The organism is Clostridium aromativorans, assembly GCF_020908015.1.
Lineage (GTDB): Bacteria > Bacillota > Clostridia > Clostridiales > Clostridiaceae > Clostridium_B > Clostridium_B aromativorans.
The window spans coordinates 40805-66755 of the sequence record NZ_JAJJPB010000009.1; the positions used below are offsets into that span (position 1 = coordinate 40805).

General features: G+C 34.9%; 24 protein-coding genes, 2 pseudogenes and 1 CRISPR repeat array. Of the genes and pseudogenes, 19 read left to right on the forward strand and 7 right to left on the reverse strand.

Annotated elements, in window-relative coordinates:
• Positions 1-24 precede the first annotated feature (24 nt).
• From cas1b to LN736_RS08840, 5 genes are all read left to right on the forward strand, one after another.
• Complete coding sequence (gene cas1b / locus LN736_RS08820; protein ID WP_229981384.1) at positions 25-1029, forward strand: type I-B CRISPR-associated endonuclease Cas1b; 1005 nt, start codon at positions 25-27, stop codon at positions 1027-1029.
• Between the two features lie 19 nt (positions 1030-1048).
• Positions 1049-1333, forward strand: a complete 285-nt coding sequence (cas2, locus tag LN736_RS08825) for a CRISPR-associated endonuclease Cas2 (RefSeq protein ID WP_106010966.1) — start codon at positions 1049-1051, stop codon at positions 1331-1333.
• Positions 1334-1510: 177 nt separating this feature from the next.
• Positions 1511-3311: direct repeats of the CRISPR family, unit length 30 nt; unit sequence GCTGAACCTTAACATGAGATGTATTTAAAT.
• A 414-nt stretch (positions 3312-3725) separates the two neighbouring features.
• Positions 3726-4055 carry a hypothetical protein gene (locus LN736_RS08830; protein WP_229981385.1) on the forward strand — a complete coding sequence of 110 codons (330 nt, stop codon included), beginning with the start codon at positions 3726-3728 and terminating at the stop codon, positions 4053-4055.
• An 87-nt stretch (positions 4056-4142) separates the two neighbouring features.
• The gene (locus tag LN736_RS08835; protein WP_229981386.1) at positions 4143-5873 is read left to right on the forward strand and encodes a cell wall-binding repeat-containing protein; all 1731 of its coding nucleotides are present in this window, start codon (positions 4143-4145) and stop codon (positions 5871-5873) included.
• A 218-nt stretch (positions 5874-6091) separates the two neighbouring features.
• A complete protein-coding gene (locus LN736_RS08840) occupies positions 6092-6580 on the forward strand; it encodes a DDE-type integrase/transposase/recombinase (RefSeq protein WP_268253818.1) in 489 nt (162 codons plus the stop codon).
• 239 nt (positions 6581-6819) lie between these two features.
• Here LN736_RS08840 and LN736_RS08845 read toward each other — a convergent pair whose 3' ends face one another.
• Positions 6820-7179: a cupin domain-containing protein gene (locus LN736_RS08845; RefSeq protein ID WP_150357942.1), complete on the reverse strand. Its 360-nt coding sequence runs from the start codon at positions 7177-7179 to the stop codon at positions 6820-6822.
• A gap of 153 nt (positions 7180-7332) precedes the next feature.
• On the opposite strand from LN736_RS08845, the gene LN736_RS08850 reads away from it, so the two are divergent.
• Entirely contained in the window at positions 7333-7686 is a 354-nt protein-coding gene (locus tag LN736_RS08850; RefSeq protein WP_150357943.1) for a winged helix-turn-helix transcriptional regulator, read from the forward strand.
• Between the two features lie 197 nt (positions 7687-7883).
• Here LN736_RS08850 and LN736_RS08855 read toward each other — a convergent pair whose 3' ends face one another.
• Complete coding sequence (locus LN736_RS08855) at positions 7884-8132, reverse strand: hypothetical protein (RefSeq protein ID WP_229981388.1); 249 nt, start codon at positions 8130-8132, stop codon at positions 7884-7886.
• A 484-nt stretch (positions 8133-8616) separates the two neighbouring features.
• Between LN736_RS08855 and LN736_RS08860 the strand changes: the two genes are divergently transcribed.
• The 4 genes and pseudogenes from LN736_RS08860 to LN736_RS08870 all read left to right on the forward strand — a co-directional run bounded on the left by LN736_RS08860 (position 8617) and on the right by LN736_RS08870 (position 10114).
• Positions 8617-8940 (forward strand): hypothetical protein, encoded by a 324-nt coding sequence (locus LN736_RS08860; RefSeq protein WP_150357128.1) that lies wholly within the window; start codon positions 8617-8619, stop codon positions 8938-8940.
• 23 nt (positions 8941-8963) lie between these two features.
• Complete coding sequence (locus tag LN736_RS08865; RefSeq protein WP_179978572.1) at positions 8964-9308, forward strand: SdpI family protein; 345 nt, start codon at positions 8964-8966, stop codon at positions 9306-9308.
• Between the two features lie 238 nt (positions 9309-9546).
• Positions 9547-9848, forward strand: a pseudogene (locus LN736_RS19190) (DUF3021 domain-containing protein).
• Between the two features lie 110 nt (positions 9849-9958).
• Positions 9959-10114: a hypothetical protein gene (locus LN736_RS08870; RefSeq protein ID WP_179978571.1), complete on the forward strand. Its 156-nt coding sequence runs from the start codon at positions 9959-9961 to the stop codon at positions 10112-10114.
• Between the two features lie 152 nt (positions 10115-10266).
• Here LN736_RS08870 and LN736_RS08875 read toward each other — a convergent pair whose 3' ends face one another.
• Together LN736_RS08875 and LN736_RS08880 are read right to left on the reverse strand one after the other, a co-directional pair.
• Positions 10267-10575, reverse strand: coding sequence for a hypothetical protein (locus LN736_RS08875; protein ID WP_150357125.1), 309 nt, complete (start codon positions 10573-10575; stop codon positions 10267-10269).
• Between the two features lie 343 nt (positions 10576-10918).
• Positions 10919-12261, reverse strand: a pseudogene (locus tag LN736_RS08880) (amidohydrolase family protein).
• A 322-nt stretch (positions 12262-12583) separates the two neighbouring features.
• Between LN736_RS08880 and larA the strand changes: the two are divergent.
• The 7 genes from larA to LN736_RS08915 all read left to right on the forward strand — a co-directional run bounded on the left by larA (position 12584) and on the right by LN736_RS08915 (position 19913).
• On the forward strand, positions 12584-13858 hold the full coding sequence (gene larA / locus LN736_RS08885; RefSeq protein ID WP_229981389.1) for a nickel-dependent lactate racemase: 1275 nt from the start codon (positions 12584-12586) through the stop codon (positions 13856-13858).
• Positions 13859-14006: 148 nt separating this feature from the next.
• The gene (locus LN736_RS08890; RefSeq protein ID WP_229981390.1) at positions 14007-15293 is read left to right on the forward strand and encodes a putative DNA modification/repair radical SAM protein; all 1287 of its coding nucleotides are present in this window, start codon (positions 14007-14009) and stop codon (positions 15291-15293) included.
• A gap of 11 nt (positions 15294-15304) precedes the next feature.
• Positions 15305-16066: a TIGR03915 family putative DNA repair protein gene (locus LN736_RS08895; RefSeq protein ID WP_150357121.1), complete on the forward strand. Its 762-nt coding sequence runs from the start codon at positions 15305-15307 to the stop codon at positions 16064-16066.
• A 68-nt stretch (positions 16067-16134) separates the two neighbouring features.
• A complete protein-coding gene (locus tag LN736_RS08900; RefSeq protein WP_150357129.1) occupies positions 16135-16530 on the forward strand; it encodes a cytidine deaminase in 396 nt (131 codons plus the stop codon).
• Between the two features lie 142 nt (positions 16531-16672).
• Complete coding sequence (deoC, locus tag LN736_RS08905) at positions 16673-17317, forward strand: deoxyribose-phosphate aldolase (protein WP_150357120.1); 645 nt, start codon at positions 16673-16675, stop codon at positions 17315-17317.
• 99 nt (positions 17318-17416) lie between these two features.
• Positions 17417-18598: a phosphopentomutase gene (gene deoB / locus LN736_RS08910; protein WP_229981391.1), complete on the forward strand. Its 1182-nt coding sequence runs from the start codon at positions 17417-17419 to the stop codon at positions 18596-18598.
• Positions 18599-18611: 13 nt separating this feature from the next.
• Positions 18612-19913 (forward strand): pyrimidine-nucleoside phosphorylase, encoded by a 1302-nt coding sequence (locus tag LN736_RS08915; protein ID WP_229981392.1) that lies wholly within the window; start codon positions 18612-18614, stop codon positions 19911-19913.
• Between the two features lie 70 nt (positions 19914-19983).
• On the opposite strand, the gene LN736_RS08920 is transcribed toward LN736_RS08915, so the two are convergent.
• On the reverse strand, positions 19984-22467 hold the full coding sequence (locus tag LN736_RS08920) for a CoA-disulfide reductase (protein WP_229981393.1): 2484 nt from the start codon (positions 22465-22467) through the stop codon (positions 19984-19986).
• Positions 22468-22513: 46 nt separating this feature from the next.
• Positions 22514-22789 (reverse strand): ArsR/SmtB family transcription factor, encoded by a 276-nt coding sequence (locus LN736_RS08925; RefSeq protein WP_150357116.1) that lies wholly within the window; start codon positions 22787-22789, stop codon positions 22514-22516.
• 259 nt (positions 22790-23048) lie between these two features.
• Here LN736_RS08925 and LN736_RS08930 point away from each other — a divergent pair, with 259 nt between their 5' ends.
• Entirely contained in the window at positions 23049-24794 is a 1746-nt protein-coding gene (locus LN736_RS08930) for an ABC transporter ATP-binding protein (RefSeq protein WP_229981394.1), read from the forward strand.
• Positions 24795-24947: 153 nt separating this feature from the next.
• Here the strand turns inward: LN736_RS08930 and LN736_RS08935 are convergent, their stop codons facing one another.
• Entirely contained in the window at positions 24948-25163 is a 216-nt protein-coding gene (locus LN736_RS08935; RefSeq protein ID WP_150357114.1) for a hypothetical protein, read from the reverse strand.
• A gap of 124 nt (positions 25164-25287) precedes the next feature.
• Here LN736_RS08935 and LN736_RS08940 point away from each other — a divergent pair, with 124 nt between their 5' ends.
• Positions 25288-25905, forward strand: coding sequence for a hypothetical protein (locus LN736_RS08940; RefSeq protein WP_229981395.1), 618 nt, complete (start codon positions 25288-25290; stop codon positions 25903-25905).
• The last annotated feature ends 46 nt before the right edge of the window (positions 25906-25951 follow it).

Genomic DNA, 25951 nt, shown 5'->3' on the forward strand with positions numbered 1-25951 from the left:
TAGATTGTAGGAGGGTGAAATTTCATGGCCAGCGGCACTAAGTATTTGATGAGTATGGGTGAACTCAAGAGAAAAGATAATTCTGTTTTATTTCATAATGAAAAAGGAAATTTTTATTTGCCTATAGAATCCACAAGGGAAATATACTGCATGAATGAAATCACGGTAAACAGTAAGTTCTTTGATTTTGCTGCAAAGGCAGGGATAGTAATTCACTTTTTCAATTATTATGGATACTACAGTGGCAGCTTTTATCCTAAAGAAACCCTGGTAAGCGGCAAAGTTACCATAAAACAAGTAGAAGCATTTTTAAATAACAGAAACAAAATAGCAAAAACTTTTGTCCAGGGAATAGCTGACAATATATGTGAAGTGCTTTATCATTACTACAGACATGATAAAAAGGAAGTGTATGATACCGTTGAATGGATGAGAGAAAGGGTTCCCGAATATATGGAAGATGATAATCTCGGCATAAAACAGATATTGAGAATTGAAGGTGAAATATGGCAGAGATTTTATGAGAATTTCAAATATATTCTTCCTGAGGATTTTATACTCAATAAAAGAGTGAAAAGGCCGCCGGATAACCCTATAAATGCGCTTATATCCTTTGGAAATTCCATCTTATATTCAAAGACCGTATCTCAGATTTACAATACCCATTTGAATCAGACCATAAGCTATCTGCATGAGCCTTCCGAAGGTAGATTTTCCTTAAGCCTTGATTTGTCTGAAGTTTTCAAACCTGCTATAGTTTACAGGACAATTTTTGAACTTGTAAATACGAAACAGATTCAGGTGGGAAGGCATTTTGATAAAAAGTACAATTACTGTCTTTTAAATGAAGAAGGAAAGAAAATGTTTGTACAAGCTATTGAACAGAGATTTGAAAGTGTTTTTGATCATAAAAAACTCAAGAGAAAGATAAGCTACAAGACAGCTATAAGATTGGATGGATACAAGCTTATAAAATATTTGGCGGAAGGCGAGAATTTTAGACCTTTCAGCTTAAAGCATATGATGTAAGAATTGGGGGCAGTGCTTTATGGCGAAAAATTTTAATTTCAATTACGCCTTTGTATTTTATGATGTAAATGAAAAAAGGGTGAACAAGATATTTAAAATATGTAAGAAATATTTTCATCACCATCAAAATTCTGTTTTCAGGGGAGCTATAACTCCTTCGAAATTGATAAAATTGAAAAGTGAATTGAACAAAATCGTGGAGGGAACAGATTTTGTAACAATAATAAAACTTATAAATGACAGCTGTTTTGATGAAGAAACTTTAGGAGTAAATGTAAATAATACCGAAAATCTGATACTCTGATTTTTCCAACCAAGTTGAATTTTAAAAGTGTTTCAATGTGTTGAATTGAAATGGATTGAGGCACTTTTTTTATTTTCTTTTAAAAAAATAAAAATGACTGGAAAACTTTTAAGAAAATGCTTTATTTATGCGGTTTTAAGGCATATAATAAAAATAGAGAATGGCTATTTTACATTAGCTGAACCTTAACATGAGATGTATTTAAATGTGACGACTAGGAGGTAGGGCAATGGATACAGGAAGGCTGAACCTTAACATGAGATGTATTTAAATTGAGTAATTGCATTTGATTATCCATAAAATCTTCCCGCTGAACCTTAACATGAGATGTATTTAAATTAAAGAAACTTTTTTCTGTCTAATAACCTATACTTGCTGAACCTTAACATGAGATGTATTTAAATTCCTCATAAGGATATACTTCTGTACTGCAAAAATTAGCTGAACCTTAACATGAGATGTATTTAAATAATTATCCCCTCCTTAAAGGAGAGAGAATAAAATCTCGCTGAACCTTAACATGAGATGTATTTAAATAAAAAATGTATGGTTTAGAGAAAAGGTAAATGCTGTGCTGAACCTTAACATGAGATGTATTTAAATTTATTTCTTTTGTGCCTGGCTAGGAATAATTTACCTGCTGAACCTTAACATGAGATGTATTTAAATGCGCCACCTCCATCAAACATGCCCATCTGGGAATTCGCTGAACCTTAACATGAGATGTATTTAAATAGGGTGCGCTGGAGAAGGTAGAAAATTTCCTTAAGGCTGAACCTTAACATGAGATGTATTTAAATTATGGAAGCCGTTCCTTCTCTGTACCACCTCTGTGCTGAACCTTAACATGAGATGTATTTAAATCAGGGTCGGTTTTGTAGTTCTCATATTCCTTTTTCAGCTGAACCTTAACATGAGATGTATTTAAATAATTCCTCCCTAAGTTCCCCTTCCATTTCAATTAAGCTGAACCTTAACATGAGATGTATTTAAATTAGTCATATACAATATTTTTTTCATCTGCACCACCGCTGAACCTTAACATGAGATGTATTTAAATTAGTTTAAAGAGTGTGAATATAGTTATTCACACTCTGCTGAACCTTAACATGAGATGTATTTAAATTATTCATACTTTGTTTTGACCGACCCATCTAAATCCGCTGAACCTTAACATGAGATGTATTTAAATTATATCCACAGAATAAAAACAATCCTTTTATAAGGCTGAACCTTAACATGAGATGTATTTAAATGTGAATTTACCCATTATATCTATGCGGATAAGGCTAGCTGAACCTTAACATGAGATGTATTTAAATATATTGGCATCATCTTTAATTTTACTGTTATCAAGCTGAACCTTAACATGAGATGTATTTAAATATTTCATCTAAAATAGAGTTTATTTCAGCTTTATAGCTGAACCTTAACATGAGATGTATTTAAATAAAAGATAAGACCATTACAGACTTTAAGAGTATGATTGCTGAACCTTAACATGAGATGTATTTAAATCCTAGAAAATATTCGTTTTGCGATCTGAACCACAAAGCTGAACCTTAACATGAGATGTATTTAAATTTATATGTGCTATTATACCCAAAAAATGAATCTAAGCTGAACCTTAACATGAGATGTATTTAAATTGCCTAAAAAGAGATTGCAGGAACATATACAGACAGCTGAACCTTAACATGAGATGTATTTAAATGCAAGTAATGATGCCGCACTGTATTTTTCTGTTCCAGCTGAACCTTAACATGAGATGTATTTAAATGTTAATACAGAGTTGCTTATTCCTTTTACATTTTCTTGCTGAACCTTAACATGAGATGTATTTAAATATAGCTTGTATTACTTTAAATAAATTATGAGGTATAGCTGAACCTTAACATGAGATGTATTTAAATCCTTTAGATTTTTAACTTCAGATAATAGATTACTCGTTGAACCTTAACATGAGATGTATTAAATAATAATTGATAGTACAGAAAATTCGGGATTACCAATCCATTTATACGACCCTTGTTTAGGATAACTGTAGTAGTATTTGTCACAGTTATAGCATCAAAATTGAATATGAATTGTACTGTAGTTTCAGTTGTGGGGATATCGTTAGTAATATTATATAATCTAGTAAGGTTTTGTTGTAAATGGAAAGAAAATCAAGTCGGAATAATGTACTAAAATAATTAGCTAAGAAATATTAGTAATCCATAACTGGTTGGCATACCATCAAAAAATAGTAACCCATTGCATTTAAGCATACTAGTAGAATAAAGTAAACCAGAATTAATGAGTGTGTTATGGATGGAAAGTAATCAAAGCTGTATAGTATTACTTGGCAGAATAATAATCTAAACTTCTAGTATCAAGTAAAGGATTTGTTGTGAATGGCAATCGGAGAAATAAGTTTATTAAGATGACATCAGAAGAGTTTAATACTTGCGTGGGGTTTGCCCTGCACAATGGAGATAGTCGAGTAAGCCTATTGCTTAAATGGTGGTATGACAATACAACACTAAAGGATGCTCATCAGCGATGTAAAAAACTATATGAGAAGGATTATAAGGGAAGTCTGTGTATTAAAGATTACGTTGGAGATTGTGTACTTCTGTATGAGCATCATAGTGTACTGTTGGATTTGGGATATACAACAGAGAAAGAATGCTCTAAGTATATAGATAATTACATAGATAGTTTGACATCAGATGATTAAATAGATATATTTATAAACAGACGCTTAATATCCAACATAGGCAAGTTTGGTTCAGCGTAATGATAAAAATAGATGGGGGAGATTATAATGAATAGGAAAAAAATTATGAGTATGTTACTGTCGGTTGGAATATTATGGAGTATGCTGTTTGGTGCTGGAAATGGTTTTATGCTAGGTGGAAATACTGTGAAGGCATTTACTCTTTCAAATGGAGATGTTGATGCGCAGATAGCACCTAAAAAGACAAACACAGGATGGATAACATCGGACATAACAGAGCCAGATAACGTATTACCAGGTCTTGGAACTGAACCAACAAATTATATCGAGGTGCCTGATGACAGTGATTTATTGACCGATAAGGTTAATTGGCAATATACAGATAGTTATTCAGATAATATAATTGCCAGTGTTAGGCACAAGTTTATAGATGTGTCAAAGTTAAACCTTGATGGTAAAGTTTATAGATATAAATTTACTGCAAATGGAAAGGTTTATGATACGTACTATGAGGTACGAAGGATGTATGCAACTTATGTAGATTTTCTTCAGCATAACAGTGATGTGCAGTGTGTGAGAGTTGTTTCATATGCAATTTTTGTCGATGGAGAAGTAGCTGAAGGATTTAGCAACCGCTCGTTTGTCTATGAGTCAGACACTGGTGAGCTTCCGTATTTGAGGTTTATGATATATAACTCTGATGATGAATTGAATCCTATACTATCACATAGTAGAAAACCTACAAAAGACAACTACTCAGATTCATCAGAGGAAGGATTTATACCAGGAAGTATTGCAGGAGAAGGGGAATATCCAGTGTATAGTCCTTATGAAGATAGTACGCCAGGTGGCAATTCAGATACAGGGGAAAGTGGAGATGTGCCAGTCGGCGGTACAATAAACTTTACCAGATTAGCAGGTGATAATAGGTATAAAACAGCTGTAAGTATTGCAGAGGAATACTCTGGAACAAATAGTGTAGATAATATAATAGTTGCCAGCGGTAAGAATTTTCCAGACAGTCTTGCTGGTGCAACTTTAGCGAAGAAGCTAGATGCACCGATACTGCTTTTGGGAGACAGTGAGGAAGATTTGGTGGAGATAACTAAGTATATAACTAGGTGTCTTAATTCAGACGGAAATTTATATGTACTTGGTGGTGATGGTGTAATTTCTCAGGAATTTCTGGACAGGTTTAGTTATAGGTATAATATCATAAGATTAGCTGGTACTAATAGAGAGGAAACTGCAAGTAAGATAGTTGATACAATACAACCTGCTGTTGGGACACCAATAGTTATAGCAAATGAGGATAACTACCCAGATGCACTGTCAATATCGCCTGTTGCAGCAGAAAATGGATATCCTATAATGATAACTAAACAAGATAAACTGGCAGATTATATTAAGAAATATATAGGGGATAAGAAGCCAGAAAAGATTTATTTTGTTGGTGGCACTGGCTCTGTAAGTGAAAATGTTAGAAACGAGGTTAAGCAACTTACCGGTCTATCTGATGAAAATACTGCAAGAATAGCTGGTAAAGATAGATATGGTACTTCTTTAGCAATTGCAAAGGCTTTTGACTTTGGAAATGCTGTTTTCACTGTAGTAAATGGATTAGATTTTCCAGATGCCATAACAGGAAGTGTGTTATCTGCTAGCAAAGATTCGCCAATACTTCTCGCAGATGTATCAGGCAGCTCTAATATGGGGGATTTGAAGGATTATATTAAATCTAGTGGATTTAAAAATGCATATGTATTGGGCGGTACGGGGGTATTCCCGAAAGAAGTCATGGATAAGTTAGAAGACTAAGGTATAATGCAAGTTTATATACATATAATAAATGTATTAAAACATGGGGTGATAGTGTGGATTATAGTATTTATACAAATAACCGGATTAGAACCCCTTAGTTTGGAATTAAGGCTCAATATGTAAAGCCTTACTATTACTACAAAGAATTCTGATTTCAGCAGTAAGCTGGAAAACATTTTAAATGGGCAGTTTAACCCTATTGCACCAAATGCAGTATGGTGTACAGATATTACAATCTTTGGACTAATGCAGGTTTTGTATACCTTGCAAGTATTATGGATTTATACTCACAAAAAATTATAGCCTGGACACTTTCAAAAACTCTGGAGGTTTCTTGTGTTATTGATACAATTAATAAAGCTAAGAAAAACAAAAAGCTTGTAAATCCAGTCATCATACACAGCGACAGGGTCAGACAGTATGTGTCAAAAGAATATAGAAAAGCTGCTTCAATTAGTTATTCTAAAAAAGCATATCCACGGGATAATGCCTGTATTGAATCCTTCCACGCAATTATAAAACATGAGTGGATAAATTGTTTTAAAATTAAAAATTACCGCCATGCATATATTCTTGTGTTTGAATACATTGAAACATTTTATAATACTGTAAGGATTCACAGCCACTGCAATTATATGTCATCAAACGAGTTTGAAAAAGTATATAGAAAGACTGCAAAATTTAATGAACCAATTGCAAGTTAAAGTTTATAGGCTTATTTAGAATTTTCCCATTTTAATTTGTGCTTTTTCTTGACATAGTACCAAACAAAATTATAACAAGAGAATGAAGAATTAAAAAAGAAGGTTGCTGATATGCAGAGTATTGCGGCTTCTGCGCAAGAGGCGACTAATACGGCACAGCCAACGTAATAGTTTTAGCCCCAGACCATTAATTGGGTCTGGGGCAACTCTTTTAGGTCATAAAACGAAAATTGATTGCATTAAATTCTATCAAGTTCCTCAACTGTTCTTTCATTTTTTACGTCTCCAGTATTTAATGTGGTTTTTGCTTCAATTAGCATTACATGAACCTCTTCTTTAGCAACAGGCATATGTTCATTTCCTCTGGGAATAATGAGAAATTCTCCTTCATTTAAAGTAACATCCTTATCCTTAAACTTAATAATCAATGATCCTTTTAGAACATAAAACATTTCATCTTCGTTTTCATGAGTATGCCATAAAAACTCACCCTTAAATTTAGCAACCTTCACATAGGAATCGTTAATTTCGCCTAGAATTTTGGGACTCCAGTATTCATTAAAAAGATTTAATTTTTCATAAACGTTGACTTTATCCATTAAAACATCCCCTTTAAACTTTTTATAAAGCATTTTATAAGTTATAATATATATAAGGTATTGTTACGAAGTAAATTATAATTTTATTAGACAGTATGTACAAGTACTCACTTTTTTATCATATACTTACTATTTAGAAAGAAGAATAAAAAAATGGATAAAACTAAAATTGAAGAATTTAAAGATCAGGAAAAAAGACAAAAAGACTTCAAATGTTCTCTAGGATTTTCTATGACCGTTATTGGCAGTAAGTGGAGAGCAATAATATTATGGTATATATTAAAGAGACAACCAATAAGGTATGGGCAATTAAAAAAGTCTATTCCAAATATAAGCCATAAAATATTATCACAGGAATTAAAAAAACTCGAGATGGATAACCTTATTGAAAGAATCCCCTATACAACAATTCCGCCTAAAGTGGAATACATACCTACTGATAGGGGAAGGTCATTAGAAAATATATTAACTGAATTATGCATCTGGGGCAAAAAATATATGCTATAGGTTTATTGACATAAAATTTAAACATAGAAATAATTATTGCCCCAGAAACGGGGCTTTATTTTTTTTGAATTAGAGTATCATAGGTGGCATATCAAATTCTAAACTTCCTATCTTCACTATTCTATTGAAAAAGAATTCACTAATTATTGTTTGAGGAAGATCTTTCAGTTTATGATATTTTGTTAAATCCCATTTATTTAGCAATGCTTTCTCCACATATCTTTGACAACCACCAATAACTGAATTTGCTGCCTGTTTTTTGAGATATCACTTCCTTGACAAAATTTAGTGGCGTTAGTTATAGCTTTATAAATTATTCCATAAATTTGTGAAACCGAAAAATTATCAAGCAAGTCATTAAATACAGCTATTGTTTTTTTACCGGGGTTAAAATCAAATCTTACACTATCCATTTGAAAATTAAGATATTCCAAACACTCGGACAATGCAATGTCTCTCCAAATTTTGAATGCTTCTTCACTGTTATTTTTAGTAAATTCAGATGGATTTATTATATCACTGATAATTTTCTCTTTACTATTATTTGAAAAATCTATATTAAGAAAATAATTAACATAGTATATGTAATAAATTATAGGAAAAGGATCTTCCTCTAATTCAGGGAAAGCCTCTATTGGTGAATTAGGATTAACTATAATAATTTTCTTATGAGATAAAATAGTTATAATTTCTTTTTCTAAATCATCTGTGGGTGCTAATTCCTTATCAATGTTAATTCTTTTACAATCAAGAGAATAATGTAGACAATATGATATTTGAAAGCATGGATACCAAAAGATACAGGTATAAGTTCAAGAAGAAATAGTATTCATATTGATGGAAAATCTGCGCCACATAAATTTTTACTGTGACCCTTAAATATGCTAAAATTAAATTGTAACAATATTTTAAATATAAAAGGAGATTAAAATGAATTTTTTAAAAAAAGAGATTACAACAATAGCCATTTTGATAATCATTGGAGTATTTATCTTGATTCATTCTTCCCCTTTTTTATCTGTTAGAACTCATGTATTTGTAACAGGGCATCCAATTAGAGCATTTAAGGGAACTGTACACATTAATAAGGGACAATATAATATGGATAAAAGTAAGCTAGATAAAGAAAATGCTATGATCTATACTATTACTGGTAATAACTTATATGATATAGAAACAGGAAATGTAATAATCAATTATAAAGTTACAAAAATAGGATTTTTATATTTTGTTAAAGATTATGGAGAAGCATAGATATTTTGATTGGAGGCAGGTATATGATTTCTTTGGGAGTATGTATATTTTCTATCCTATTTGGTTTTATTTTATTTAAGTATCCGCCGGAAAATATAAATAGTACTTATGGTTATAGAACACCTTTTGCAATGAAAAATCAGGATACCTGGAATGTGTCCCAAAAATGCGGTGGAATTAGTATGATGTTATTTGGGTGTATTAATGGCATTTTAGGAATCTGGGCGATTATTCAACCGCTGGGTATTAACAACGGAAAGGTACAGCTATTATTTTTATTGACAGGTGCTGTAGTCATGATAGTTATTGATGAAATATATTTAAGAAAATTATTTAATAAAGATGGAAGCAAAAGGAACCGATATTAATCTATAAAAATATTTTCAATATATAAGGAGATGATTATATCAAAAAGGAAAGGTTACTTGGAGTAATGAATTTTATTGTTATATTTGTGGTACTTTTTATAGGGTTTCAAATCATTAAATTAAAGGGTAATATGATTAATTGTATTATAGTTTCTGTAATAATTGGATGTATATTGTACATATATCCTAAATTATTTGATAAGAACTAATCTTTAAGAGTTTTGAAGAATGTATTCAGATAAATGCAGTCATCCTGCAGTTTACCCTGTCAGGCCTTTTAAGTGCTGTTATGGGTGCAGGTTCTGTAATATGGGAAAATGATGATTGGAGTTTTCTCAAACAATCAATTATGCATTTTATTATAACTTCCATTACAATGTTTCCATTGCCTACTTTTCACACTGGCTGGAACACACATTTGCTGGAATTGTAGGTTGCTTCATCATATTTTTAGCAATGTACGTTGCAATATGGATAATACAGTATAGTGTATGGAAACACAGAATCAAACAGATAAATGATAAATTAGAAAATAAATAAAATATATTAAAAAAGTATTGACTAATTGGTAAGTTGTGCTATAATAATAATTAGTTGATAAAGATTATTAGTAGATGTTAATTCTTATTAAATAAATGGAGGTATGAATTATGAAAAATGAAAGAGATTTTAAAGCTGAAGAAAGATTATATGAGGATGTTATAGATAAAAAGGTTATATTTGCAGGAGAATATGACGATGTAGCTTTAAATTGTGATGGTGAACCGTGCAACTTCTCTTATAATAAGGACATATTTGATAATTAGTACAGCAAAATATACTCCTATAAAGATCAAAGCAATTTAGATAATTGATCTGAAACAAAAAACTTCCTATTACTAAGCATAGATTTTTAAGGCAGCTGAAAAAGCTGCCTGTTCCATTAGGGATGCATTTATGAAAATGGAGGGTATTTCCTTCAGGCTGTAATACCTTTAAGTCCGAATTTTGGTCTCATGAAAAGAACCTTTGGCTTTTGATAAATGTCTATGTCACCTGTGATGTTTAAAGTTTTTAATACAAATAATTTTATGCCTTTATATTCATAAATATTATACAGCTCTTTATCTGCTACTTCGGTTTCGAATAGAACTTTAATTTTAACAGTTTTAACATTATTATGGACATTTCCGCAATCACAGTCTATTGATGTATTTTTAACAGATGTTACAAAACACAGATTTCTGTCCCCAGCATAATTTAAAGCTTTATCTTCAATTTTTAACATGATTCATTATCCCTCACTTATACATAATTAATTTTTCCAATTATTTGGTATATTATAAATTTGATAATTATTTTCTATTTAATAATACATAATTAATATGTAGATTCTATGAAGATGCGCTTTATCTGGAGATTCTTAGAAGAATTTATCCGATAGGCTGATAAACAAATCACTGTGAACCTAAGAATGGCCTTATTTAGGTGTGCAGCAGTGCCTATCTTCCACTTTGGGAGTAGGGAGTATTAACAAAATGGCAGAATCCGGATAAATAAAAAATGAGCAAAGCTTCGATATAAGCTCTACTCATTTTACTTTAGGCACTTAAAATAGCTGATTTTTATAACTACATTTCCTTATCCAGTCCTTTTATCATATTTTCGACTTCAGGTATGATATATTTATCTGTTTTATCCAAAACTTGTCCATTTTTAACTATCATGTATGGATTGCCTAAGTAATTCAAATCTTCAACAGGATTTCCGTCAACTGCTATAAAATCTGCAAATTTTCCAGGTTCCAGAGTGCCAACTTCTTTATCTATACCTAAAACTTCAGCGTTGGATTTAGTTGCATACATTATGGCCTGTTTATTTGTAGCTCCATATTTGACATCAAGCTTTAATTCTTTCCATGTACCGTAATGAGTTACGTAAGGCATAGCAGCATCAGTACCCAGTGCCAGTTTGATTCCCTCTTTGAGTGCTGTCTGGAAGCCTGAGATCATACGTTTTTCTATAATTTTTCCATTGGCAAGTTGTACGTCAGTTAGCTTGGTATATTCTGTACTGAGATTTGCTATATAATATATAGTGAGGAATGTAGGGGTAAGAGAACTATATCCTCTTAAAGAATTGGGATTGTGCTTGAATAGGGATATTACCTCGTCATCCATTTCAGCACCATGCTCTATGGTATCTACTCCGCCTCTTAGAGCCTCTTTTAATCCTTTGGTACTTTGACAGTGACTTGCTACAAGAAGGCCTGCTCTGTGTGCTTCATCGCTATGGCTGCAATTTCATCATAGGTCATTTCTGCCCTTCCAGCTTCACCTATTTTTTTGGAATCAGTTACTCCACCCGTATTGGCTATTTTTATCAGGTCAGTTCCATTGTATACATGGGTTCTCACCTTTTTTCTTCCTTCCCAAGGTGAATCTATGGCTTCAGATACAAATTTATATCCGTGACCTCCAGTTATGCATATCATAGGTCCTGCACATAACATTGTAGGTCCCACTTCATTGCTGCTTTTTATTTCATCCCTTACTTCTAAGTCGTAATAGAAGGGATCTCCTACACTTCGAAAAGTGGTTACTCCGGCGTGAAGTGCTGCCATTGCATTTTTTTTCATGGTTTCTTTAATTAAATGTTTTCCAAGAGAAGATTTCATGTATTCCAAATTTTCATCAGGAGTTCTCTTAACTTGTTCCGGTGAATTCGGATTTCCATCTCCAAAAAGATGTACATGGGCGTTTATAATCCCTGGAAGTACATATTTACCTTTTAAATCTACAATTTTGCAATCCTTGGGGATACTTACTTCATCTTTATTTCCAAGAGATTTTATTTTACCTGCACCATCAGAAGTTTCTACTAATATTACACCTTCTTTTACAATGTCTTTCTCAAATTTTCCATCGATTATATTGCAGTTGATAAAAGCACAAATATTATTTTGCTTGTCCATAACAATCGCCCTTTCTTAATTCTCTCTTTTGAATTAATAAATGTTATTAAGAAATTATTATGATAATCTCCTTATGTGTTATTTTAGCACATTAGATTATAAAAGTTAATATTTTATTTCAAATGAACTAAATATTAATGCTTGTCCAAATAGTATTTGAAAATGATGTGAAGGTTATAAAATATCAGGGATAGAAAAATTTAAGTACATATGATAAAATTAACTTATAAGTGGTAGTACCATAGTACCAATATTTTAGTATTGAAGGATGTATTACTTTAAATATATGATTTTATTAAATTATAGAGAGGAAGATTTATTGATGCCGATAATAAAATTGCCTTATAGTAAAAGAACTGTTGAAGTTGAAATCGATGACAGGAATCTTGCTGCAGTACTTGAACCAAAGCCAGTTGATTTTAAAGTGAAACTTACAGAGGATGAAATAGTTGAAAAAGCCCTTGATAACCCAATAGGTTCTCCAAAACTGGAGGAGCTGGTAAAAGGCAAAAATAATATGGTTATAATAAGCAGTGATCATACAAGGCCCCTTCCCAGTAAGATCATAATGCCAATACTTTTAGGGAGAATAAGAAAGGTAAATCCCAATATTGACATTAAAATTTTAATTGCCACGGGATTTCACAGAGCTACAACCAGGGAGGAACTCGTAGACAAGTTTGGTAAAGAAATAGTTGAGAATGAAAATATAATAGTGCATGACTCACGGTACAAAAGCAAATTGGTTAAAATAGCTGCCTTTCCATCGGGATGGGATCTTGAGATAAATAAGACAGCAGCTGAAACCGAGCTTTTGATAGCGGAAGGACTTATAAAATCTCATTTCTTTGCAGGTTTTTCAGGAGGAAGAAAGAGTATACTTCCCGGAATATCCTCTGCAAAAACCATTATGTCCAATCATTGTTCTGAATTTATAGCAAGTCCTTATGCCAGAACAGGTAACCTTCGAAATAATCCAACTCATATGGATATGTTAGCTGCTGCCAAAAAGGCAAAATTGGCTTTTATAATAAATGTAGTTACGGATAAAAACAAGAAAATAATAAACGCCTTTGCAGGTGACAGCAGGCTGGCTCATGAAGAAGGCTGTGAGTTTTTCAGAAAGCTTTCCAGGGTTAAAAGGGTGGAGGCCGACATAGTTATTTCCACTAATGGAGGATATCCTCTGGATCAAAATATATATCAGTCTGTCAAAGGTATGGTGGCTGCTGAAGCCACTTGCAGAAAGGGCGGTGTGATCATAATGGTGGCTGCTTGTAATGACGGCCATGGCGGACAGGCATTTTATGACAATTTGGCAAATGTGAAATCACCTCAAGAGTTTCTGAAAAAAGTCTCCAGGCTTTCTAGAAGAGATACCACGCCGGATCAATGGGGGTCACAGATGCTGGCCAGGATACTGAGTGAATTTACTGTGATTCTGGTTACGGATATGTGTGATTCAGAGCTTGTAAAAAATATTCACATGCTTCATGCCTATACTGTGAAAGAGGCCTTGAACAAAGCCTATGATATTCTGGGGAAAAATGCAAAAGTTACTGTTATACCGGACGGGGCAGCAGTAATTGTAGAATAAAGACAATTGTGGATCCCATTTTATTTCCAGGGAAATGGGATTTCTGGCAATGGCAGCTGTTAAAGCAAATATGATGGGAAAGTGGAAAAAATTACTTTACAGAACATATGTTCTATGATAATATGGAGAAAAGAATGGAAGTGGTTCTGTGGATGTTTTTGATAAATTGAAAATTCTCACCGATGCGGCGAAATATGATGTGGCCTGTACTTCCAGTGGAGTAAATAGAAGGGCAGGTACTGGTGGAATTGGAAGTTCTGTGGCCTGTGGAATATGTCACAGCTTTTCGGCAGATGGAAGATGTATTTCACTTTTAAAGGTTTTGATGACAAATGTCTGTGTTTATGATTGCAAATACTGCGTAAATAGACGTTCAAATGATGTGCCCAGAGCTTCATTTACGCCGCGTGAACTGGCGGATTTGACCATGAATTTTTACCGCCGTAATTATATAGAGGGACTTTTTTTGAGTTCCGGAGTGTTTAAAAATCCTGATTACACCTGTGAGCGGATGATTCGGGTGCTTGAGCTCTTGAGAAATGAATACAAATTTTTTGGATATATACATGTAAAAGCTATTCCAGGGGCTGACAGCAGGCTTATACATAAGCTTGGCATTTTGGGAGACAGAATGAGTGTGAACATTGAGCTTCCGTCACAGAACAGCTTGAAGCTGCTGGCACCGGACAAGTCAAAAGGTTCCATTTTAACACCTATGGGCTATATTAAAGATTGTATAGTACAAAATTCCAGAGATGCTGCAAGATACCGACATGCATATAAATTTGCACCGGCAGGTCAGAGCACCCAGATGATTATAGGTGCTACCCCCGATACTGACTTTCACATTTTGAACCTGGCGGAAGGACTTTACAGGAAATACAAACTTAAAAGGGTGTTTTTTTCTGCATACATACCGGTAGCTGAGAATTCACTGCTTCCCCGGGTGAATACCAGGCCTCCACTTTTACGTGAACATCGTCTCTATCAGGCTGACTGGCTTTTGAGATACTATGGCTTCAGGGCAAATGAAATTTTGGATAGGAGGCATCAGAGCTTCAATCCATATATAGATCCTAAATGCAACTGGGCACTGAATCACGGAGAGTATTTTCCGATAGATGTAAACAGGGCGTCTTATGAAGAACTGATAAGAGTACCCGGAATTGGCATAAGAAGTGCAAAGAGAATCGTAGCTGCCAGGCGGAATTTTTTACTGAATTTTGAAGCACTCAAAAAAATAGGAGTTGTACTCAAAAGAGCCCAATATTTCATTTTGTGTTCCGGAAATACAATAGAGGGGCTGAATACGGAAAGGGATGCAGTTATAAGGGCGCTTATGTCCAGAGGATCTGTAGATAGATATTATAGAGATTTTACTTTAGGAAAAAAGCATGAACAGATGTCTTTTTTTGATAAGCTTCCATTGGCATAGGGGGAATGCAGATGATCAAAAGATCAAATATTATATATAAATATGATGGAACTTTTGAAGGGTTCATGTGCTGTGTGTTTGAAAGCTATTATAAAAAAGAAATACCTATGGATATCATATCTTCTGCTCAATTTCAGACTACCTTTTTCCCGGTAAGGGAAATTGTTACGGATTTTAAGGAATCCACAAGGGTCATAAATTCAATACCCAGAAAAATGGGAAAATCTGCCCTTGAATTTTTAAGATGTGCTTTTTTGACATGTATGTCTCAGAAAGAAATGTATATGCTCTTGTTTTTGAGGAGAGGATATCATTACGGGTCCTCAGTTATGAGTATGTTTGGGGATGAGGTGGTGGATAAATTGTTTAAAGCTGTAAAATACTTAAAAAGTGAAAGCCATCTTCTAAAGGGATTTTTGAGATTTTCCATCTTCAGTGATATACTGGTATCACAAATTGAACCCCGGAATTATGTACTTCCTCTTATTGCCGGGCATTTTTGCCAGAGGTATGCTGAAGAACATTTTTTAATTTACGATAAAACGCATGATATGGCACTTGTGTACAGACCACATGAATACAAAATTATTCCCATGGTCAATTTACAGATGGCAAAAGCGGATGACCAGGAGAAATATTTTAGAAGGTTGTGGAGAATGTTTTACAATACAGTTGAAATAAAAAACAGGAGAAACCTTAAATGCCGCAGCAGTAATATGCCAAAGCATTACTGGAAATATATGACGGAATTTCAGGGCAGTGATCTGCATTGATTTGTCGCAGCTCAAGTGATTCTAAGGTATTAAAAAAACTAAATGGTACTGGAGGGGATAATATGGAGATCGATTATGGAAAGCTCATTTCAAAAGCTTTTCAGGGAAGAAAAAATGCCTATGCACCTTATTCTGGTTTTAAGGTGGGAGCGTCGGTATTGACTGAAGATGGGGATATATACACTGGCTGTAATATAGAGAATGCTTCCTATGGAGCCACCAATTGTGCAGAAAGGACTGCCATATTCAAGGCTGTGTCTGAAGGACATGAAGCTGTGAGGGCAATTGCCATAGCTGGAGCAGAAAATAATTATACCTGGCCCTGCGGTATCTGCAGGCAGGTAATGGCTGAATTTGCTTTACCGGATATGAAAATAATTCTTGCTAAAAATGAAAAAGAATATATTGTTAAAACTTTAAATGAAATTTTACCTGGAGCTTTTACCAAAAAGGATTTATCATAGAGTTATGACATCAGAGTTCAATCCTTATAGATTTTAGACTGATGATGAAAAGCATCATTGATTGTACACTGTGAATTGGGAAAGAGGTGAGTTTTAGTGAAAGCGAGGTACTTAGAATGTACGACTTTCACTATGAGATCATATGGATATTGCTAAAATAATTGATCATACGGCACTAAAACCGGACACTACAAAAAAGCAGATCATTCAGCTGACAAAAGAAGCTAAACAGTATGGATTTGCATCTGTGTGTGTAAATCCAAAATGGGTTAAACTTGCAGGTGAGGAATTGAAAGGCAGTGGAATAAAGGTATGTACTGTCATAGGCTTCCCCCTCGGAGCCAACACTACTGAAGCAAAAGTTTTTGAAGCAGTGGATGCCATTAAAAATGGCGCATCGGAATTGGATATGGTTATAGATATAGGTGAACTTAAGGATAAGAATGATGCTTATGTGGAAAAGGATATTAGAAGTGTTGTGGAAGCGGCAGAAGGAAAGGCGCTGGTAAAGGTGATTATTGAAACCTGCCTTTTAAATGATGAGGAAAAAGTGAGAGCCTGCAGGATAGCTGAGAAATCAGGTGCGGATTTTGTAAAGACCTCTACTGGATTTTCCAATGCGGGAGCTGTAGTAAAAGACGTAAAATTGATGCGCAGTACCGTTGGGGATGATATGGGAGTTAAGGCCGCCGGAGGTATTCATACCAGAGAAGAGGCCGTTGATATGGTTGAGGCAGGGGCAAATCGTATTGGAACGAGTTCCGGAGTTTCCATTGTTAAAGGATAGTTATTCTATAATGTGAGATTATTCACTTGAAGAAAAACCTTCCCCATGGGGAAGGTTTTAGATGAACCTAAGAATTACTTTATGAAAGGGGAATTTGTAATGAGAGCATTTGAGAGAGTACATATCATAGTTATGGACTCGGTGGGCATTGGCGAATCACCAGATTCAAATGAATTTGGTGATTTTGGTGTAAACACACTGGTGCATATTGCGGAGAAAAAAGATGGACTTGATATGCCGTATATGTCGGCGTTGGGATTATCTAATATTTGTGAAATCAAAGGAATAGAAAAAGCTGTCTTCCCCAAAGCTTATTTCGGGAAAATGCGGGAGGCTTCCCGGGGAAAAGATACTATGACGGGACATTGGGAGATGATGGGATTATATATTGACAAACCATTCCGCGTTTTTCCCAATGGCTTTCCACAGGAGTTAATTGAAAAAATAGAGAGATTTTCGGGAAGAAAGGTCATAGCAAATAAGCCTGCCAGTGGAACGGAGATTATAAAAGAATTAGGGGAGAGACAGCTTAAGACCGGTGAGCTCATTGTCTATACCTCGGCAGATTCCGTACTTCAAATTGCAGCACAGGAAGATGTCATACCACTTGATGAACTCTATAGGATATGCAGGTACTGCCGTGATATAACAAAGGATGAGCCCTATGTCTTGGGAAGAATTATTGCAAGACCTTTTGTAGGAAAAACAGCGGATACCTTTAAAAGGACCCCGAATCGCCATGACTATGCTTTGAAACCTTTTGGTAAAACGGTGATGGATTACTTGAAGGAAGCCGGTCTGGATTGTATTGCAATCGGCAAAATTTCCGATATTTTTGATGGAGAAGGTATTACACGGGCAGTCAGAAGTAAAAATAATATGGATGGTATGGATAAATTAATTGCACTGCTGGATGAAAAATTTCACGGTATCAGTTTTATAAATCTGGTTGATTTTGATGCAGCTTATGGACATCGCCGCAATCCTGTTGGCTATGGAAATGCACTGGAGGACTTTGACAAAAGGCTGCCGGAGGTTTTTGAAAAATTGAATGAGGATGATTTGTTGATAATTACCGCAGATCATGGAAATGATCCCACTTATACTGGAACAGATCACACCAGAGAATTTGTGCCGCTTCTTGTTTACTCAAAGAGATTTGATACTGGAAAAAGCTTGGGTGTACGCAGAACATTTTCTGATGTAGGGGCTACAATTGCGGATAATTTCAAAGTACAATTACCGAAATATGGGGAAAGTTTCTTAAACAAATTAAAATGAAAGGGTAATAAAAATGAGAATGGTGGATGTAATTTTAAAAAAAAGGGATGGAGGGGAACTCAGCAGGGAGGAGATCAATTTTTTTGTAAGAGGCTATACCAGTGGGGCAATTCCGGATTATCAGGCAAGTGCCCTGGCCATGGCGATCTATTTTCAGAATATGAGTGCCAGAGAGATGTCTGATCTTACAATGTCAATGGTGAGATCTGGTGAGACTGTGGATTTGTCGGAGATCAGAGGCATAAAAGTTGATAAGCATTCTACTGGTGGTGTGGGAGATACCACAACACTTGTGCTGGCACCTCTCGTTGCATCCCTGGATATACCTGTTGCGAAGATGTCAGGACGTGGTCTGGGACATACTGGTGGAACTATTGACAAGCTGGAGTCTATTGATGGGTTTCATGTGGAAATTACAAAGGATAAATTTATTCAGCTGGTAAATGATGATAGAATTGCAATCATGAGCCAGACGGGTAATTTGACTCCGGCAGACAAGAAATTATATTCTCTCCGGGATGTAACGGGAACAGTGGAATCCATACCCTTGATTGCAAGTTCCATAATGAGTAAAAAAATTGCGGCAGGAGCTGATGCCATAGTACTGGATGTTAAAACAGGTGCGGGGGCTTTTATGAAGACCGATAAAGATGCGGAAAAGCTTGCATTTGCCATGGTTAAGATAGGAAACAGTGTGGGCAGGAACACCATGGCTGTAATTTCAGATATGTCACAGCCGCTGGGATTTGCCGTAGGTAATGCCCTTGAAGTAAAAGAAGCTATTGATACACTAAGGGGAGAAGGGCCAGAAGATCTTATGGAACTGGTTCTGACACTTGGGAGTGAGATGGTGGTTCTGGCTAAAAAAGCAGATACGTTGGAAGAGGCCAGAGGAAAACTTATTGAATCAATAAAAGTTGGCAGAGCCCTTGAAAAGTTCAAGGCCTTTATTGAAAATCAAGGGGGAGATCCGTCAATTGTGGATAACCCTAAAAAATTACCACGGGCAAAATATAAAATTGATCTGACCGCATTGAAAAGTGGCGTTGTCTCCAATATTGTGGCCGATGAAATTGGAATATCGGCAATGCTTCTTGGGGCAGGCAGGGCTACTAAAGAGGACAAGATAGATCCCTCCGTGGGGCTTGTGCTTCATAAGAAGATTGGCGATAGGGTAGAAAAAGGGGAAAAATTTTTAACCATACATTCTAATTGCCGGGATGTTGAGGAAATAAAAACCAGAATCTACAAGAATATAACTATCGGCAGCAGGGCTGAAAAGCCAGTATTAATACATAAGGTTATTATGAAATAAATACAAAAATAACGTACCTGAATTTGATTTATATAAACTAGGTACGTTTTCTGCATGATAAATTTTAATATCATATAAATAAATTTACATTGGAATCTTCAGCTTCACCTAGATAATAGCCAACACCTCCTACTTTGACGCCGTCTATGAGTTCTTCTTTTTTAAGGCCCATAACGTCCATGGACATCTGACAAGCTACTATCTCTATACCATTGTCTAAAGCTGATTTGATCAGGTTTTCAAGAGAGGTTATGTTTTTATCTTTCATAACTTTTCTTATCATTTTAGTACCCATACCCATCATGTTCATTTTGGACAGTTTTAATTTTTTACTGCCCCTTGGCATCATGAATCCGAACATGGAATCCATAAAACCCTTTTTTACAGGAACTTTTTCACTCTTCCTTAAAATATTCAATCCCCAGAATGTAAAGAACATAGTGACTTTTTTACCCATGGATGCAGCCCCGTTTGCTATGATAAAGGAAGCTATAGCTTTGTCTAAATCACCGCTGAACACTACCATGGTCTTGTTGTCCCTCACAGGTGGAATATCTTTTATAGGTTTTTCTGTCTCGACTCTGTTATTTTGTTTTTTTTTAATAAAGGCAGTGATATTGCTTTTATCTCTTCTTAAATCAATGAGTTCGTTATATGTCCTCCTGCACCATGCCTTTATATCTTCGTAAAAACCCGGGTCGGAAGCAGTCACTTTTAGAATCTGTCCCTCTGTTAAATCATCCACAGCTGCTTTGACCTGCATGAGCGGTCCGGGACAGCAAAGTCCACATGCATCAAGGCTTTTGTCATAATCCAATTTATCCAGAGCTATTTCGGATTTTAAAGTTTGTGTATCCTGGTCTAAAATTTGCTTTTGATAGTTATTGATATTTTTATCACGTATTTCAGGAGTATAGTTTAAGATCGATAGACTTTTGTATCCACCGGTTATGTTTTTAGCTCTGTATCCGTGCTGGGAAAGTATTCTTGCCGCAACATATCCCCTGAGGCCAACTTGACAGTATGCAATGATCTCCTTATTTTTATCCAATTCGTTAAGTCTTTCTCTTAAATTATCTACAGGTATATTTACAGCCCCCTCAAGATGGCCATTGTTAAATTCTATTTCTGAACGTACATCCAGAAGGACAGTATTTTCTCTATTATAATTTAAAAATTCCATTGGAGTAATAACATCAACTTTACCGGAAAGAACATTTTCAGCCACAAAACCCGCCATATTTACAGGATCCTTTGCCGAGGAAAATGGAGGTGCATAGCATAGTTCCAGTTCTGTCAAATCTGATACCGAGCCGCCAAGTCTCATTGTAGCTGCGATAACGTCAATTCTTTTATCAACACCGTCATAGCCTATAGCCTGGGCACCCAGGATTTTACCTGTTTCATTGAATATAAGCTTTATGGACATAGGGAGGGCAGCTGGATAATATGATGCATGGGAAGCCGGATGAACATATATAACTTTGTAAGGTATGTTAAGTCTCTTTAAAGTTCGTTCATTATTTCCTGTGCTTGCAGCGGTCAGTCCAAAAATTTTGATTATTGCAGTACCTTGGGTGCCCTTATATGTTGAATTTAACCCTGCTATGTTGTCTGCAGCTATTCTTCCCTGCTTATTTGCCGGCCCGGCCAGAGGTACTGCAGTATTTTGCTTGTTGACGAAATCAGTCACTTCGACAGCATCTCCCACAGCATAGATATTCTCAATATTTGTTCTCATTTTACTGTCAACTAATATATGACCTTTTGTTCCAAGCTTTATTTTGCTATTTTTTATGAAATCAGTATTTGGGGTAACTCCTATAGATAGTATGGCCAGGTCGGCAGTAATATTTGTATTGCTGTTTAAGGTGATTTCAATATTATCCTCACTGTCTTTAAAAGATTTTACTCCGTCATTTAATATTAGATCTATGCCGTTTTCCACAAGTTCTTTTTCAGCCATGACTGCCATGTCTGAATCAAAGGGTGCTAAAATGTGTGGCGCGGCCTCGACTAAAGTAACCCTCAATCCTCTTTCTTTAAGATTTTCAGCCATTTCAACGCCAACATATCCACCGCCTATCACCACGGCACTGTTTACTCCTTTTTTATCAACGAATGATTTTATATTATCCGTGTCCGGTATATTCCTTAAAGTGAAAATTTTACTGCTATTTATACCCTCAATTTTTGGCTTGATAGCTTTTGCACCGGGAGATAATAACAGATAATCATAATTTTCATTATAAGTTTTTCCATTTTTGTTTTTTACTTTTACTGTGTTTTTGTTAACGTCCACATCTGTAATTTCACTGTTCACCCTTACATCTATATTGAACCTGGCGTGCATACTTTCAGGTGTCTGAACCAGGAGTCTTTGTCTTTCCTTGATTGTTTCACCTATGTAATAGGGAAGACCGCAGTTTGCGAAAGATATATAATTGTCTTTTTCAAACATTATTATTTGGGCATTTTCATCCAATCTTCTCAGCCTTGCAGCTGCAGACGCTCCTCCTGCAACTCCGCCTACCACCAATATTTTTTTACTCATAAGAATTCCTCCTTCTATAATATTTTAAATTGAGTTTCACAAAAGATTAAAATAAAATTTGAATTAGTTTGATTACCATGGGGTTGCAAACTTTATAATTGATTTCAAGTCCATTTCGGGTGCCTTCTATGATTCCCGCTGTCCTCAGTTTCTGAATATGCTGTGACAGGGTGGATTGTGGTATTTCGAGACAATCCTGCATATAGCTTACATTACATTGTCCCTTTTCCAGCAGCCCTTTGACTATGCAGAGTCTGACAGGGTGTGCCAGTACTTTGAGGATTTCGGCTTTCTCATTGTAATCTTTAAAATTTTTATTCATAGCTGTACCTCTTTCAAAAGATATTCTTATATCGTTATATTTATATATTACAATATAACGATAAAATGTTCAACAGTTTTATTCAAAATTATTGGTGTTTATTCGCGATGACATTTAATATTTACACTTTATACTTTTGATCCTATCTTGACATTGTATAAATAAAATATTATCATTTGATTATTATGAGCAAATGATGCTTATATGGCAGTTCCTATAATTGTACTAATAAAACGGAGAAGGAGTGACATCAGATTTTATGAAGATATTAAAAAAATTTTTACAGTATTACAGGCCTTATAGATTTCTTTTTTATGCAGATATGCTCTGTGCGCTTGTAGTATCGCTGGTGGATTTGGCATTTCCTTTAATTTTAAGCTATCTTTCAAAGAATATTTTTGTAAAGGATAAAATAGTTATACTTAATTCCATATTATATATTGGGACAGCCCTGATTGCGCTGTATATACTTAAATATTTCTGTCAGTATTTTATTGCTTCCTGGGGTCATATTATGGGAGCTAGAATGGAAAATAATATGAGAAAGGATTTATTTTATCATCTTCAGAAGATGTCTTTTTCTTATTATGATGAAAACAATACAGGTCAGATGATGTCCATACTTGTATCGGATCTGTTTGATATATCAGAACTGGCCCATCATGGACCGGAAAATGTATTTATTTCGGCAATTAAAATAATAGGCTCTTTTGCAGTACTCATGTTAATCAATGCTGAAATGACACTTATACTTTTTGCAGTGACTGTAGTGATGGTAGTATTCTCATTCTATGAAAATAAAAAAATGCAGAAAATATTCTTTGACAACAGAAAAAAAATGGGCAATATAAATTCCTCTGTTCAGGATAGCCTCCTTGGGATAAGGGTTGTAAAGTCTTTTGCCAATGAAGATATTGAAAGAGATAAATTTGACAGAAACAACAATGCATATCGTATTTCAAGGGAAAAAAGTTATAAAGTTATGGGAAGATTTATAGCAGGAAATACTTTTTTTGAAGGGCTTTTGTATGTGGTGATACTTGTTACAGGAGCATTTTTTATAGCCAATGGTTCTTTGACGATACCAGATCTTGCCGTATATGCTCTTTATATAAACATATTTATAAATCCAATAGATATACTGATAAATTTTGCAGAGCAGTTTCAAAAGGGATTTGCCGGATTTAAGAGATTTTTAAATATTGTAACTGTGGAACCTGAAATAGTGGATAAAAAAGATGCCGTACCTTTAGAAAATGTAAAGGGTAATATAGAATATAAAAATGTTTCTTTCAGCTACAATTCTAAAAAGCAGGTACTTAAAAATATAAATGTGGAAATAAAAGCAGGCAGGAAGATTGCATTTGTAGGACCTTCAGGGGGAGGGAAAACTACAATTTGTTCACTTCTTCCAAGATTTTATGATGTTTCATCAGGCTCTGTAATGATAGATGGAAAAGATGTGAGGGATGTTACTCTTGAATCGTTGAGAAATTCCATTGGAATAGTACAGCAGGACGTCTATTTGTTCTCTGGAACCCTGAAGGAGAATATAAAATATGGAAAACCGGAGGCATCTGACGAGGAGATAATAGAGGCAGCCAAGGAAGCTAATATTCATGATTATATAATGAGCCTGGATAATGGCTATGACACCTATGTAGGGGAAAGAGGGGTCAAGCTTTCAGGAGGACAGAAACAGAGAATTTCAATTGCAAGGGTGTTTCTTGAGAACCCTCCCATACTTATATTGGATGAGGCTACCTCTGCATTGGACAATGAAAGTGAAAGCTTTATACAAAAATCCCTTGAAAAGCTGGCTAAAAACAGGACTACTATAGTTATTGCCCACAGACTCAGCACGATAAGAAATGCCGATGAGATAATAGTCATTGATGATGAAGGAATAAAGGAGAGGGGAAGTCACAGTGAACTTCTTCAAAAAGGAGGACTTTACGCGTATTACTACAATATGCAGTTTGAAGGGTTGGATATAAGAGAATAAAGGCCTTAACATTTATTCGTCAAAAATAATTTCATAAATTTTCATCTATGATTGTTTTGGCTTTATCCAAAACAATTTAAAAGAGGCGAGATATATGAAGAATAAAAAAGAAGTTGCTCATGAAGTACCAGTTCAAGAGCAGCTAGCAGAAAATTAAATCAATTTATCAGATTTTGCTCTTATTTCGAGTTGAATTTGCGTAGGCAATTGTTGATATATTTCTTTTATGTAATCTTTATTAGTTATGGCCTCATAAATTGCTTCTGAAAGAATTTTAGTGAATTGTTTTTTAGTTAGATCGGATACTTTTTCAAATTCAACAGATGATACCACGGAACTCACAGCTTTATTTATAGAGCTTTTTAACATAACCACCACCCCACTTATTAAAGAAAATAATTCTATAAAATAATCTAAAAAACCTTTAGAAAATAATGTAAAACAAGAGTGATGAATCTGTACTTAATTTTATAAAAAATGGGGGAATGTAAAAATGTCAAGTACAACTATATTATTTGTTGTTATAGGGCTGGCCATTGGAGTGGGAACTACAGTATTGGTACTCCTGCCAGCTTTAAAGAGGAAGGGTGTTGACACTGGAGAGATATTACAAAAGGTTGATGCCGGCCTGCAGGAGGTCAAAAAATATACTGATGCTGCAAAAGCTATAGTACCGGGTAATAAATTTCTGAATATTTTGAGTATCATAGAACACTATGCGGAGATAGGTGTAGGGCAAGCTCAGCAGCTCAATATATCTTCACAGCTTCCAGCGGACCAGAGGAAAAAGAGTGCTGAAGATTATGTATATAGTGTACTTCAAAAGTTGGGTATAGAAGTGGATGACAATGTAAAAACCATAGTTTCCGGGGCGATAGAGAGTAAAGTATATGAACTCAAAAGTCCAGAAGAGAAAAAGTCAGCTGGGCAGACGGCGGCTCAAACTCAAATATCGCAGCTTCAAACTCAAAATTCACAGCTCCAGAGTGAAAGAGACAAGCTACAGCAGGAAAACGGAGAATTGAAAAAGAAAATTACTGATATGCAAAGTACTGTGGCTCCTGTGAAAAGTACAACTAATATGACACAGCCAGCACAGCCGACACAATAATTTTAAGGCCTAGAGTAGCGTAAAATCTATTCTAGGTCATTGTTTT

Bases quoted from the DNA above. Each gene is read 5' to 3' on its own strand.
- larA (WP_229981389.1), top strand. From the start codon at position 12,584: ATGCCGATAATAAAATTGCCTTATAGTAAAAGAACTGTTGAAGTTGAA.
- LN736_RS08935 (WP_150357114.1), bottom strand. From the start codon at position 25,163: ATGTTAAAAAGCTCTATAAATAAAGCTGTGAGTTCCGTGGTATCATCT.
- cas2 (WP_106010966.1), top strand. From the start codon at position 1,049: ATGGCGAAAAATTTTAATTTCAATTACGCCTTTGTATTTTATGATGTA.
- LN736_RS08895 (WP_150357121.1), top strand. From the start codon at position 15,305: ATGATCAAAAGATCAAATATTATATATAAATATGATGGAACTTTTGAA.
- LN736_RS08860 (WP_150357128.1), top strand. From the start codon at position 8,617: ATGAATTTTTTAAAAAAAGAGATTACAACAATAGCCATTTTGATAATC.
- LN736_RS08940 (WP_229981395.1), top strand. From the start codon at position 25,288: ATGTCAAGTACAACTATATTATTTGTTGTTATAGGGCTGGCCATTGGA.
- LN736_RS08870 (WP_179978571.1), top strand. From the start codon at position 9,959: ATGAAAAATGAAAGAGATTTTAAAGCTGAAGAAAGATTATATGAGGAT.
- deoB (WP_229981391.1), top strand. From the start codon at position 17,417: ATGAGAGCATTTGAGAGAGTACATATCATAGTTATGGACTCGGTGGGC.
- cas1b (WP_229981384.1), top strand. From the start codon at position 25: ATGGCCAGCGGCACTAAGTATTTGATGAGTATGGGTGAACTCAAGAGA.
- LN736_RS08845 (WP_150357942.1), bottom strand. From the start codon at position 7,179: ATGGATAAAGTCAACGTTTATGAAAAATTAAATCTTTTTAATGAATAC.
- LN736_RS08930 (WP_229981394.1), top strand. From the start codon at position 23,049: ATGAAGATATTAAAAAAATTTTTACAGTATTACAGGCCTTATAGATTT.
- LN736_RS08835 (WP_229981386.1), top strand. From the start codon at position 4,143: ATGAATAGGAAAAAAATTATGAGTATGTTACTGTCGGTTGGAATATTA.
- LN736_RS08850 (WP_150357943.1), top strand. From the start codon at position 7,333: ATGGATAAAACTAAAATTGAAGAATTTAAAGATCAGGAAAAAAGACAA.
- deoC (WP_150357120.1), top strand. From the start codon at position 16,673: ATGGATATTGCTAAAATAATTGATCATACGGCACTAAAACCGGACACT.
- LN736_RS08875 (WP_150357125.1), bottom strand. From the start codon at position 10,575: ATGTTAAAAATTGAAGATAAAGCTTTAAATTATGCTGGGGACAGAAAT.
- LN736_RS08840 (WP_268253818.1), top strand. From the start codon at position 6,092: ATGGTGTACAGATATTACAATCTTTGGACTAATGCAGGTTTTGTATAC.
- LN736_RS08865 (WP_179978572.1), top strand. From the start codon at position 8,964: ATGATTTCTTTGGGAGTATGTATATTTTCTATCCTATTTGGTTTTATT.
- LN736_RS08915 (WP_229981392.1), top strand. From the start codon at position 18,612: ATGAGAATGGTGGATGTAATTTTAAAAAAAAGGGATGGAGGGGAACTC.
- LN736_RS08925 (WP_150357116.1), bottom strand. From the start codon at position 22,789: ATGAATAAAAATTTTAAAGATTACAATGAGAAAGCCGAAATCCTCAAA.
- LN736_RS08920 (WP_229981393.1), bottom strand. From the start codon at position 22,467: ATGAGTAAAAAAATATTGGTGGTAGGCGGAGTTGCAGGAGGAGCGTCT.